The sequence below is a fragment of the Halocynthiibacter sp. C4 genome (assembly GCF_028823805.1).
In the GTDB taxonomy this organism is placed as follows: Bacteria; Pseudomonadota; Alphaproteobacteria; order Rhodobacterales; family Rhodobacteraceae; genus Falsihalocynthiibacter; species Falsihalocynthiibacter halioticoli.
The window spans coordinates 469601-481944 of record NZ_JAPEIE010000002.1; the positions used below are offsets into that span (position 1 = coordinate 469601).

The 12344-nt window shown below is 56.2% G+C and carries 12 protein-coding genes; 4 read left to right on the forward strand and 8 right to left on the reverse strand.

Annotated features, from left to right (window positions below):
- Positions 1 to 46 precede the first annotated feature (46 nt).
- Both OU789_RS09355 and xseA read right to left on the reverse strand, forming a co-directional pair.
- On the reverse strand, positions 47 to 1750 hold the full coding sequence (locus OU789_RS09355; protein WP_274655291.1) for an NAD(P)H-dependent oxidoreductase subunit E: 1704 nt from the start codon (positions 1748 to 1750) through the stop codon (positions 47 to 49).
- A 91-nt stretch (positions 1751 to 1841) separates the two neighbouring features.
- Positions 1842 to 3428 (reverse strand): exodeoxyribonuclease VII large subunit, encoded by a 1587-nt coding sequence (gene xseA, locus OU789_RS09360; protein ID WP_274655292.1) that lies wholly within the window; start codon positions 3426 to 3428, stop codon positions 1842 to 1844.
- Positions 3429 to 3510: 82 nt separating this feature from the next.
- Between xseA and purD the strand changes: the two genes are divergently transcribed.
- The gene (gene purD, locus OU789_RS09365; protein WP_274655294.1) at positions 3511 to 4773 is read left to right on the forward strand and encodes a phosphoribosylamine--glycine ligase; all 1263 of its coding nucleotides are present in this window, start codon (positions 3511 to 3513) and stop codon (positions 4771 to 4773) included.
- Between the two features lie 9 nt (positions 4774 to 4782).
- On the opposite strand, the gene OU789_RS09370 is transcribed toward purD, so the two are convergent.
- The 3 genes from OU789_RS09370 to OU789_RS09380 all read right to left on the reverse strand — a co-directional run bounded on the left by OU789_RS09370 (position 4783) and on the right by OU789_RS09380 (position 7348).
- Positions 4783 to 5493, reverse strand: a complete 711-nt coding sequence (locus OU789_RS09370) for an FG-GAP repeat domain-containing protein (protein ID WP_274655296.1) — start codon at positions 5491 to 5493, stop codon at positions 4783 to 4785.
- Positions 5493 to 5816 (reverse strand): 2Fe-2S iron-sulfur cluster-binding protein, encoded by a 324-nt coding sequence (locus tag OU789_RS09375; protein WP_263952681.1) that lies wholly within the window; start codon positions 5814 to 5816, stop codon positions 5493 to 5495. The genes OU789_RS09370 and OU789_RS09375 overlap by 1 nt, the downstream gene beginning before the upstream one ends.
- Before the next feature lie 164 nt (positions 5817 to 5980).
- The gene (locus OU789_RS09380) at positions 5981 to 7348 is read right to left on the reverse strand and encodes a Do family serine endopeptidase (protein WP_274656028.1); all 1368 of its coding nucleotides are present in this window, start codon (positions 7346 to 7348) and stop codon (positions 5981 to 5983) included.
- 350 nt (positions 7349 to 7698) lie between these two features.
- Between OU789_RS09380 and OU789_RS09385 the strand changes: the two genes are divergently transcribed.
- The 3 genes from OU789_RS09385 to OU789_RS09395 are packed head-to-tail and all read left to right on the forward strand — an operon-like array spanning position 7699 to position 8782.
- The gene (locus OU789_RS09385) at positions 7699 to 8022 is read left to right on the forward strand and encodes an ArsR/SmtB family transcription factor (protein ID WP_274655299.1); all 324 of its coding nucleotides are present in this window, start codon (positions 7699 to 7701) and stop codon (positions 8020 to 8022) included.
- The gene (locus tag OU789_RS09390; RefSeq protein WP_274655301.1) at positions 8022 to 8471 is read left to right on the forward strand and encodes an SRPBCC family protein; all 450 of its coding nucleotides are present in this window, start codon (positions 8022 to 8024) and stop codon (positions 8469 to 8471) included. Before OU789_RS09385 ends, OU789_RS09390 begins: the two co-directional genes overlap by 1 nt.
- Positions 8471 to 8782, forward strand: a complete 312-nt coding sequence (locus OU789_RS09395; protein ID WP_274655303.1) for a YciI family protein — start codon at positions 8471 to 8473, stop codon at positions 8780 to 8782. The genes OU789_RS09390 and OU789_RS09395 overlap by 1 nt, the downstream gene beginning before the upstream one ends.
- Before the next feature lie 66 nt (positions 8783 to 8848).
- Here the strand turns inward: OU789_RS09395 and hflC are convergent, their stop codons facing one another.
- The 3 genes from hflC to gor all read right to left on the reverse strand — a co-directional run bounded on the left by hflC (position 8849) and on the right by gor (position 12342).
- Positions 8849 to 9742, reverse strand: a complete 894-nt coding sequence (gene hflC / locus OU789_RS09400) for a protease modulator HflC (protein ID WP_263952677.1) — start codon at positions 9740 to 9742, stop codon at positions 8849 to 8851.
- Positions 9742 to 10872 carry an FtsH protease activity modulator HflK gene (gene hflK / locus OU789_RS09405; protein ID WP_263952676.1) on the reverse strand — a complete coding sequence of 377 codons (1131 nt, stop codon included), beginning with the start codon at positions 10870 to 10872 and terminating at the stop codon, positions 9742 to 9744. The genes hflC and hflK overlap by 1 nt, the downstream gene beginning before the upstream one ends.
- Before the next feature lie 111 nt (positions 10873 to 10983).
- Complete coding sequence (gor, locus tag OU789_RS09410) at positions 10984 to 12342, reverse strand: glutathione-disulfide reductase (protein ID WP_274655306.1); 1359 nt, start codon at positions 12340 to 12342, stop codon at positions 10984 to 10986.
- Positions 12343 to 12344 lie beyond the last annotated feature (2 nt).

A 12344-nucleotide genomic window follows, 5' to 3' on the forward strand; every position in this document is an offset into this window, starting at 1 on the left:
CGCTAAAGATAAAAGGGGGAAGTGGCATTTCAGGATTCCGCGGTGTTTAAATTTCCTCTGGAAAATGCTTCATCACAAGCCGGATCGGATTGGGCGCGGCCTGCCCCAAACCGCAAATTGATGCGTCTGCCATGGCCTCACATAACTCCTCCAAAAGCGGCTTTTCCCAGTCCTCTGCCTGCATAAGCTTCACCGCCTTTTCGCAGCCAACACGGCACGGCGTACATTGCCCACAACTTTCATCCTCGAAAAACCGCAGCATGTTAAGCGCGGCATCACGCGGGCGGTCCTTATCGGACAAGACCACAACAGCGGCAGAGCCAATAAACGTTCCGTGCTCATGCAAGGTATCAAAATCGAGCGGCACATCATCCAGAGTTGCGGGCAACAAACCCGAAGACGGCCCGCCCGGTTGATAAGCATGGAAACTGTGCCCGTCGGCCATGCCGCCAGCGGCTTCAATCACATCCAGAATCGTAGACCCTGCTGGAAGCTCGTACATTCCCGGATTGGCAACACGCCCCGAAACCGAATAGCTCCTTGGCCCCTTGCGGCCATTTTTCTCGACACCCTGCCAAACCTCCGGACCATCGCGCAAAATCCGAGTGACCCAACATAGGGTCTCGACGTTTTGCACCAGCGTCGGGCGTCCAAATATTCCAACCTGTGCCACGAAGGGCGGCCGATGCCGTGGTAGGCCGCGCTTGCCTTCGATACTCTCGATCATCGCGCTTTCTTCGCCACAGATATACGCGCCCGCCCCACGGCGCAGGTCGATATATCCCTTCGGAATCAAATCGCTATCTTCAAGCTTAGAGATTTCCTCCAACAGCAGAAGACGCGCGGCGGGGTATTCATCCCGTAAATAGATAAAGAGCTTCTCTGCTTCGATTGCCCAAGCCGCGATAAGCGCACCTTCAAGGAAAAGATGCGGCTTCTCTTCGAGGAAAAAACGGTCTTTAAACGTGCCGGGCTCTCCTTCGTCTGCATTCACAGCGAGATACCTTGGCCCCTTTTCGGCGAGCACATATTGCAGTTTCCGCCCTGTTGGAAATCCTGCACCGCCAAGCCCGCGCAGCCCGCTTGAAAGAACGGTTTCAATGGCCTTTTCGCGCGATCCTGAAGTGCGCAGGGCCTCTAATGTGCCGTAGCCGCCAGCAGCGCTGTAGGCTGCGAAATCTTGGTACTGTGGAATTTCAGCATGGGTTTTCCCCGCTTCAACGGCGACCATCACGTTTTCTGGCGTGGCGAAACATTGGTGATAATGGCCAACCTCCGCCACGGGCGCCAGATCACACCGCCCCATGCACGGCGCGCGCAGGACGCGGATTTTACGAGCGTCGCACCCCGCCTCAAGCGCCTTACGCAACTGCTCTGCACCCGCCAACTCACAGGAAAGGCTATCACACACACGGATCGTCAAATCAGGTGGCGGCGTCTCTCCTTCGCGCACAATATCGAAATGCGCATAAAAGCTCGCAACCTCCTGCACCTCGGCCATAGAGAGCCGCAATTCTTCGGCCAAAGCCCGAAGGTGCGCCGCGCTTAAATGACCGTAAGCATCTTGAATCAAATGCAGAAACTCGATCAACAAATCACGGCGGCGCGGGCGATCTTGCAAAAGCGCACGTACCTCGGCATGGGCCTGATCATCAAGCTGACGCCCCTTTGGCGTGGCGCGCCCTTTACCTTTTCCCGATTTCCAAACGCCCGTTTTCTGGTCCAATACGGCCTCCCTTGTTGCCGTCATTTTAGAGCGCGCATCGCCTGACACCACTCCAAATACGACAAATCATTTCGCAGAAGCGTTTTTTCTGATGGCGATCCACAAAAAATGCGCCCTAGAACAAACTACCCTGATCCTCTGGCGGTGGCGTCTTTTTCGCAGGTTTCTTTTGCGGCTTCTTTTGTGGTGTTGAGCCGCTTGTCGCCGTTCCTTTGCCCGTTTGCACGCGCCCGTCCTGAAACTGAATTTCGAGGCCAGCGGCAGCGTTTGCGGCATCTGCTGTTGTCACCAACCCACCCGCGTCATCGCGCACGACGGCATAGCCGCGCTTGAGCGTTTCGGTATAGCCAAGCGTTTGACGCATCCGTTCAAGGCTGTTCAGACGTTCCTTATGCGCAGCGACTTGTGATGACGCGAGCGCGGCAAACCGCCGATTAAGGCCATCCAATTTCTCGCGCGAGCGTTTAATATCACGGCGAATGACATCAGGCTGCAACCGCTGCTCTGCGCGGTTCAAACGATCCCGTCCCGTTGCAGTATTGCGCACAAGGCTTGGTCCAAGCCGCTTTGCCAGCTCGTTGCTGCGTTCTTCGAGGTGGGCAATGCGGCTGCGCAGAATGCGCGGGTGTAGGGGCGATGCCGTGCTTTGCAACTCAAGCCGTTTACCCTGCACCATTTTCTGGAGGTTTGGACCAAGTTGCAGGCTTGCGATGTCGAGCCGCTGTTTGGCGCTATCAAGCAGCGTTTCTGGCCGTGGCAAGGCGCGGGATACATCCGCAAGCCGCTGGCGGCGCAGTGTTGTGCCCTGTGACACGCCGCGCAACAATCGCCCGCCAAGCGTATCCAGATGCGACATCAAATCCAGCCGCACCGGAACGGCCATCTCAGCTGCCGCCGTGGGTGTCGGCGCGCGACGGTCGGCGGCGAAATCGATAAGCGTTGTATCGGTTTCATGCCCCACAGCCGAAATAAGGGGAATTTCGCTTGCAGCAGCGGCACGCGCTACAACCTCTTCGTTGAAGCCCCAGAGATCTTCGATGGAGCCGCCGCCCCGTGCCACGATCAACAAATCCGGCCGTGGCATAGAGCCGCCAGGTGTCATGGCATTAAAACCGTTGATCGCGGCGGCCACTTCGGGCGCACATTTCGCGCCTTGTACGGCAACAGGCCAAATCAATACCTTGCGCGGAAATCGATCCCGCAGCCGGTGGAGAATATCACGGATCACCGCCCCGCTCGGCGAGGTCACAACGCCGATCACTTCGGGCAAATACGGCAATTCCCGCTTACGTTCCGGTGCGAAGAGCCCTTCGGCTTCGAGCATTTTTTTGCGCTTTTCAAGCATCGCCATCAAAGCGCCCATACCTGCTGGCGCGATATCTTCGATCACCATCTGGTATTTGCTCTGCCCGCCAAAGGTGGTGAGCTTGCCCGTGGCAACAACCTCCATTCCCTCTTCGGGCTGGGTTGCAAGCCGCGCGGAAACGCCCTTCCATATGACGCCGGCAAGAACCGCGCGGTCATCCTTTAGATCAAGATAGATATGCCCAGATCGAGGGCGACTCACACGACCAACCTCGCCGCGCACCCGCACCCGCGAAAACGCACCTTCGATGGTACGCTTAACCGCGCCGGAAACCTCGGTAACGGTAAATTCCGGTGCGTTCTGGCCGGGTTCTGGATCGTCGATTAGGTCTGACATCTTTGCTCGCCTGTTTGCTCGCTTGTTTCTTGGTTGGAAGCACCTTAGAACGCCCAACAACAAAGGCCAAGCGGGGGACGCAATGAACATCCTTATTCTAGGCAGCGGCGGGCGCGAACATGCGCTGGCGTGGGCCATCAAACAAAACCCGAAATGTGATCGCCTCATTGTCGCGCCCGGAAATGCGGGCATTGCGATGCTGGCGGAATGCGCCGATCTTGATCCGTGCGATGGACCGGCCGTTGTCACATTCGCCGAAGCAAACGCGGTTGATTTCGTGGTCATCGGCCCCGAAGCGCCCCTTGCAGCAGGTGTTGCTGATGACCTGCGCGGCGCGGGAATTCTCTGTTTCGGCCCTTCGGCCAAAGCCGCACAGCTTGAGGCCTCCAAAAGCTTTACAAAGGAAATCTGCGATGCCTCCGGCGCGCCAACAGCGGCCTATGCACATTTCACCGAAGCCGACGCCGCCAAAGCCTATATCAAAGAGCAAGGCGCACCGATTGTGGTCAAGGCAGACGGGCTTGCCGCAGGTAAGGGCGTTATCGTTGCCATGACCGAAGCCGATGCCCTTGCCGCGATTGACGATATGTTCTCTGGCGAGTTTGGCGCAGCGGGTGCGGAAGTCGTAATCGAGGAATTCATGACCGGCGAAGAAGCAAGCTGGTTTGTGCTCTGCGATGGCGAGAACGTTCTTCCTGTTGGTACGGCCCAAGACCACAAACGCGTTGGCGAAGGTGATACCGGCCCCAACACCGGCGGCATGGGCGCCTATTCCCCTGCTCCCGTAATGACCGACGCCGTGACGCAAAAAGCAATGGACGAGATCATCAAGCCCACAGTGGCCGAAATGGCCAAGCGTGGGATGCCCTATCAGGGTGTCCTCTATGCGGGTTTCATGATCGAAAATGGCCAACCCCGCCTTGTGGAATACAACGCACGGTTCGGCGATCCTGAGTGTCAGGTTTTGATGATGCGTCTTGGTGCACAGGCGCTTGACCTGTTGCTGGCTTGCGCCAAAGGCGAGCTCGACAAAGCACAGGCAAATTGGGCCGATGACCACGCGATGACTGTTGTTCTTGCCGCCGACGGGTATCCGGGCGCCTATGAAAAAGGCTCAGAGATCAAAGGGCTGGACGCACTTCCTGAAGATAGCTTCAACATGGTGTTCCACGCGGGCACCAAAGAAAGCGATGGGAAAATCCTCGCCAACGGCGGTCGTGTTTTGAACGTAACGGCACGGGGCAACTCGCTCAAAGATGCGCAGAAGCGGGCCTATGAGATGGTCGATCAGATAGACTGGCCCGAAGGGTTCTGCCGCCGTGATATTGGCTGGCGGGCACTCTGAGCTTAGGAATTAGAAATTGCAATCAAGGGCGCGTTCAACGGATGCGCCCTTTTCATTTGGACCGATGTCGCGCCGCTGAAGGCTGCCATTCGCAAGCCGCGTGGCATAAATGCGCGACCAATCAGGCGACACCGTAATCATCTCGACGACACCGCCACATGTTCTCACCCCGCCCGTGATGTAATCTTGGCCGATGCTGTGGTTTGTGTGGCCCGTTTGAGTTGCGACTTTCTCAAGTGCGCCATCTTGAAACCGCCAAACCGTGAGAACCCGCGCGAGATGCGGACGATCCACATAGGAGAGTTCAACCGCGCCGTCCCCATCCAAATCTGCAACGCCCACGGGCGCGAGCCATCGATTGGATTGGCCGATATGCGGCGTCTCTGTGATCTTGCCGTTTACACCATAGATGGCGAGGGCAGCCCCTTGGCGCATATCGGTTTCAACAACGATGATTTCAGGCAACCCGTCACCATCCACGTCTGCCAGACGCGGGGCGATATCTTCGAACACATGATCCTGTGGGAGCGTAATGCGCAGGCGACGCGTTTTGCCGCCGTCCTGCACCGTGTATTCAAGCGCGCCATACTCAATGGCATCACCCAGAACCCCGTGCCCATATCGGCCCGTGGGGTCAACAAACTGCGCGGCGGTGATCTCTGCACAAGCAGGCGCAGCCAAAGCCACCCCCGCCAGAAATCCCAATGCCGCGCGTCGCATCAAATTTGCTTTTCGGGCATCTGAACAACAAGCCCGTCAAGCGCGTCTGTTACCTTGATCTGACAGGTCAGGCGCGAGCGCTCGGCGTCTGGTTCAAACGCAAAATCAAGCATGTCTTCTTCCATGGCGTCCTTGGCCGGAATTTTCTCAACCCAAGCGCCATCCACGTAAACATGGCAGGTCGAGCAGGCACAGGCCCCGCCGCAATCTGCTTCGATACCGGGGATGTTGTTATCCCGCGCGCCTTCCATAACGGAAAGCCCATTGGCAACCTCGACCTCGTGGCGTGTGCCGTTGTGCTCGATATATGTAATCTTGGCCATTCTCGCGTCCTCTAAACTTGCTCATCGCTCAATATATAAGCGCGGCAGGCAGTTCCACCCTCTTTTGCAAAAGGCTCACAAACACGTGTCAAAACGTTGCGTTGCGGTAGCAAAAGGGCGCCCCGCGATGGGACGCCCTAGATGTTTTCACAATGTCTCTCGCTTTACTGAAGCGTCAGTGCCGTATAGCGCGGCTCACCGCCACGGCGCACCAGAAGCAACAGTGACTTGCGTCCTGCATCCTTGGCGCTGGCGATCTGGGCCTCAAGCTCGGCCACGGTCTCAACCGCTTGCTGTCCAGCCTCTTCGATCACATCACCAACACGTAGACCTTTTTCAAAGGCTTCGCTTGTCTGGTCGATCTCTTGAATAACCAGTCCGGTGCTGCTGTCAGAAAGGCCGAGCTCGTCGCGGATTGCCGGAGTGAGGGTCGACACGGTCATGCCCAGCATGCTTTCAACTTCAGGAGCCGCGCTTTCGCCACTGGTATCGGGCACATCGCCAGAACCATCAGCGGTCTCACGGCGACCAAGCTTGATCTTGAGCGTGGTTTCCTCGCCATCGCGCACCACAACAACGCGGACAGTTTTACCAACATCCGTTGCGCCGACCTGACGGACAAGCGAACGCGTGTCAGTTACTTCAACGCCATCGAATGAAACAATCACATCTTCAGCTTGAATACCTGCTTCGCGCGCCGGACCTTCGGGAACATCGGTCACCAGCGCACCGGCGGCTTTCTCAAGTCCAAGCGCTTCGGCAACGCCTTCGTCAACATCCTGAATACGCACGCCGAGCCAACCACGGCGGGTTTCGCCGAATTCCTTAAGCTGATCGACAACCTTGGTCACAACTGCGGAAGACATGGAGAAACCGATACCAATCGAGCCACCGTTAGGCGAAAGGATTGCGGTATTCACACCGATAACTTCGCCGTCCATGTTGAACAGCGGACCACCAGAGTTGCCTCGGTTGATCGCAGCGTCGGTTTGAATGTAGTCGTCATAGGTGCCGGACAGCGCACGGTTGCGCGCGGAAATAATCCCCGCAGAAACCGAGAACCCCTGCCCGAGCGGGTTACCCACCGCAAGCACCCAATCACCAACACGCGCAACATCGCTATCGCCGAATGTCACGAACGGTAGCGGCCCTTCGCTCTCGACCTTAAGAACCGCGATGTCGGTGTTCGCGTCACGACCGATCAGTTTGGCGGGAAGCTCGTCCCCCGAGAAAAATTCGACCATGATCTCATCGGCACCATCAATCACGTGATTGTTGGTCACGATGAAACCATCTTCGGAAATCACAAAACCAGAACCGAGCGCCTGACTACGCTGAGGCCGATTGTTCGGGCCACCGCGCCGATCCAGAAAATCGCGGAAGAAATCTTCAAAAGGAGAACCTTCCGGTACAATTGGTCCCGGCATCGCCGGCTGGGCAACGGTTGTTGTCGTCGTAATGTTAACCACGGCAGGGCTTACTCTATCTGCCAGATCGGCAAAGCTCTCCGGCGCGCCTCTCGCTGCCGCCATAACCGATTGCAGTAACAGCAGGATTGTCGCGAGCGTTGCAAAGACAAATGCGCGCTTCGCCCCTGTCGATCTGCCATGTTCTGACTGTTGTGTTAATGCCAAAGATTTCACTTCGTGCTCCTTTGTTATGTCGTCACATCCAGAGTCCGTTACGCCCTGAATGGGCTAGTCACACATGTAATATTTAGTCCCTCACAGGAATATCAAGCTAACTTAAATCGCGTGACAACACAGGGCTGTGAAACTCTGTAACAGATGGCCAGAAGATGCGCCCTGCCCGCGCAGAATTCAAGCGTTGCTTGACTGTTATTATTTTTAAGATATGTTAATTAACAGAAAGGTAAATCTAAATGTCTGCTTTGAATACGTCCTTTGCCGCTTTGGGTGATCCCACACGTTTTGCAATTGTGGAGCGCCTTCTTCGTGAGGGCGAGACTCCAGCGGGCGCCCTTCAGGACGTGGGCGCAATCTCTGCTCCGGCTATTTCTCGGCACCTCAAGGTATTGCGTAAAGCCGGTATCGTGGAACAGCGGATCGACAAACAGCGCAGACTCTATTCGGTACGGCCAGAGGCCATTAAGGCGATCAACGATTGGGCCATGAGCTACCGGACATTTTGGCAGGGCAGCCTCGACAGACTAGAGCGCGCCCTCGAAACAGCGGGGAAAACATAGTGGCCACACTGGAGATGGAACGACGCCTCAAGGCCAGCCGCGCGGAGGTCTTCCGCTTTCTCACAGAAGGTGAAAACCTGTTGCAATGGTGGGGGCCCGAAGGCACCACGATCCCCGAGCACAACCTTGATTTTGCCAGCCTTGGCCCGTGGTGGGCGCGGATGGTCGGCCCAAGCGGCGATGGCGCAAAAGTGGGCGGCGATGTTGTTCGGCTGGAGCCACCAACATCAGTCGAACTCACGCTTTCCTTCTTTCACGAAGATGGCAGCAAAGGCCCACAAAGCGTTATTAAATTTGAGCTATTTTCCGAAGGACCAGAGGAAACGCGCCTCTGCCTGACACAGACCGGCCTCGAAGCCGAGCATATCGAGGACATGCGTAACAAGGGCTGGAACTCGGCGCTCGAACGGCTCGCGACACTCGTACATTCACACCAAAGGAGCAATTGATGCCCAGATTTATACTTGCTTACATTCCCGGAAATGCCCCGCAACCCTCCCCCGAAGAAGGCGCCGCTCACCGCAAGCGTTACGAAAGCTGGATCAAAGACAACGGCGATGCAATTCTTGAGCCAGCCAACCCCTTTGGCCCGTCGCAAAACATATCGACCGAAGGATCAGACGAGAGCAAAGTTTTGAAAGGGATGATGGGCTATACGCTTATCGAAGCGGCGGACATGGATGCCGCAACGGCGATTGCCAAGAGTTGCCCCTTCCTTGAGATGGGAACAATCGACGTAGCACCGCTGATGTCGATGTAACCTCAATGAACAACAAAAAAGGGCCCGTAAACGCACGGGCCCTTTTCTATGACGTTTGAAAGCAGATTACTGGCTTTCTCTTGATTTCGCTTCCGCGCCTTGATCGGACTGAAGGTAGTTGAAGAACTCGCTGTCAGGCGACAGAACAAGCTTCGAGTTGCCTTCTTGGAACGCCGTCTCATAGGCATTGAGCGAGCGATAGAATTCAAAGAACTCAGGATCAGCACCAAAGGCTTGAGCGAAGATCGAGTTCCGGCGGGCATCAGCCTCACCGCGGATGATCTCTGCCTGACGCTTGGCATCAGACACAAGCTCCACAACGGAACGATCTGCAAGGGCGCGAACCCGCTGCGCGGCTTCTTCACCACGGGCACGTTCGTCTGTTGCTTCCCGTACACGCTCAGCCTGCATCCGTTCGAAGGTGGAGGCAAGGTTGGCCGATGGAAGGTCCGTCCGCTTCAAGCGCACGTCGATGATCTCAACACCGAGTGGTTTTGCTTCGGCAATCGCACCATTCTTGATCCGCAACATAAGCGCGGCCCGATCCGACGACAGAATATCGTTGGAGGACACCGAACCCAGAACCTCACGGGTTTGCGCCCGCAGGATGCTGTCCAAACGGCTCTCGGCAGTCGCGATACCACCGGTACCAACCGCACGACGGAATTGCTCGACATCGGCAATCCGGTACCGCGCAAAGGCATCGACAACAAGGCGACGATCATCGAGTGGCGTTACTTCGAGCTCGCCAACGTCGCGGCTGAGGATACGGTCATCATAGCGCACGACCTCTTGGATCAGCGGGATTTTGAACGCGAGACCCGGCTCTTCTTTAACGTCTTTCACCATACCAAATTGCAGCACCAGCGCCTTTTCACGCTCGTCCACAATAAAGATCGAGGACGCCGCAACCACAATCGCTACGACAAGGACGGGAAGAATATATACTGTCTTCTTCATTACTTCGTTGCCCCTTTTGTAAGCTCGTTCAGTGGCAGATACGGCACGACACCATCACCAACTTCGTTCTCGATGATGACTTTGTCTACGCGGCCATAAATCCGTTCCATCGTTTCAAGGAACAGACGTTTACGCGTCACTTCGGGCGCTTTTTGGTATTCTTCAAGCACGGCGGAGAAGCGGCTGGCTTCACCTTCGGCTTGGTTCACAACCTCGGCACGATAGCCTTCTGCCTCTTCAAGAATCTGCGCAGAGTCACCACGTGCTTCCGCAAGTACTCGGTTGGAGTATGCGTCGGCTTCTTTCTGAAGACGGTCACGGTCTTGCTCGGCAGCCTGAACATCACGGAATGCCGCGATAACCTCTTGCGGAGGTTCGGCTTTGTCGAAGTTCACCCGAACAATATTCACGCCGGAGTTATAGCTATCAAGCGTTGACTGGATCAGATCTTCGAGCCGCTGCGAAATCGCGCCACGGTCACGGTTGAGGATCGGAGCGAGCGAAGATTGCGCAATAATCTCACGCATCGCGGATTCGGATACCGCCCGAATTGTGAGCTGTGGGTCACGCAGGTTGAAGAGGAAAGCAGCGGGGTCACGAACGTTCCAAACAACTTGGAAGTCGATGTCTACGATGTTTTCATCACCAGTTAGCATTAGGCCGGCATCACCGCCGCGGCCACCAACGCCGATATCTTCGATTTGTTCACGTGTAACCTGAACGATCTCGGCTTTGACAATCGGCCATGGCGCAAAGTTAAGGCCCGGTTCGCCAGTTTGGTGATATTTACCAAACATGAACTCTACCGATTTCTCTTCTGGCTTCACCGAATAGAAAGACGCCAACGCCCAAAGACCGACAGCCACAAGGCCACCAATCACAACCGTCGTTTTGTTAAGGCCCGGCCCACCGGAGCCACCTTGGCCGCCACCAGTACCACGGCCACCGCCGCCTTTGCCGCCCATAAGAACGCGCAATTGGTCTTGGCCCTTCTTGAGCAAATCGTCGATTTCGGGGATTTGTGGACCGTCCTGGCCGGGCTTGCGCCCTCCTCCTCCGCTGGGGCGATTATCTTTGTCGCCGCCGTTTCCACCACTGCCGCCCCAAGGGCCGCCGTTGTTCCCAGCCATAAAGCTTCCTATCGTCTGAATTAACCTGTCTGCTTACTTAAATGCGGATTTATAGCGGAATTTCAAGCAAGAGCCACCGCACAATGTGGTGCTTTTGCCCGAAACTTCGCATTAAACCACGCGCGTTGGTGATTTCATCGTGACCAATTCTTCGGCCATGACCGGATGAACCGCGCAAGTACGGTCGAAATCTTCTTTGGTTGCACCCATCTTAATGGCGATCCCTGCAAGCTGGATCATCTCTCCCGCCATCGGCGCTACGATATGACACCCCAGTACCTTCCGGCTCTCCTGCGCCACGAGCAGTTTCATAAACACCTTGTCTTCGCGCCCCGCAAAGAGCGTCTGCATCGGGCGGAAACTGGTGCAGTAGACTTCGATCGTACCGGTTTCGCGGGCTTCTTCCTCGGTCATGCCCACGGTTCCGAATTCGGGTTGGGTAAAGACCGCGCTTGCCACCAAATCATGATCCGGCTTTGTCGGGTTCCCCTTGAACACGGTTTCCACAAAGGCCGCACCTTCGCGGATGGCCACGGGCGTAAGATTAATACGATCGGTCACATCCCCCACCGCAAAGACGGAAGGAACGTTGGTTTGGCTATAGTCATCCACAAGGATTTCGCCCTTGTTGCCCGTCTCAACGCCCGCCTCTTCAAGGCCAAGGTTTTCTGTGTTGGGCACACGCCCCGTGGCGTAGATCACCGCATCAAACACACCATCATTGGCGCTGGTTGATCGCACGTGCAGGCCGTCGTCTTTCTTGGTAATGGTTTCCACGTTCTCGCCAAGTCGCAGGTTGATCCCACGATCTTCCATCGAGGCCGCAATATGGCCGCGCGCTTCGTCATCAAACCCGCGCAGGATTTGGGCACCGCGATAGAATTGCGTCACCTCAACACCAAGACCGTGCAGGATGCAGGCAAATTCACAAGCAATGAACCCGCCGCCAACAATCAACACACGTTTCGGAAGTTCTTCCCAAAGGAAAATCTCGTTCGACGTAATCGCAAGATCGGAGCCAGGGAATTCGGGAACAAAGGGTCGTCCACCAGTCGCAACAAGGATGTGCTTGCAGGTGAATTCTTCGCCGGTTGAAAGTCGTACGCGATGCGGATCAACCAATTCGGCGCGAGCATCGAATGTTTGAACCGTGTTGTTTTTAAGCGTGTTGCGATAGGCCTTTTCCAAACGGTCAAGCTCCGCACGCAGCTTAGGACGGAAAACCTGCCAATCAAACGGTCCGGAGTTCACATCCCAACCATAGCTTGCCGCGTCTTCGATCTGATCTTTGAAGGCGCTGGCAAAAACCATCAGCTTCTTGGGCACACATCCGCGGATCACACAGGTACCACCCATGCGATATTCCTCGGCCAAACCGACTTTCGCGCCGCCCTCGCTTGCCGCAAGGCGCGCCGCGCGTACACCGCCGCTGCCGCCGCCAATTACAAAGAGATCGAAATCAAATGCCATCT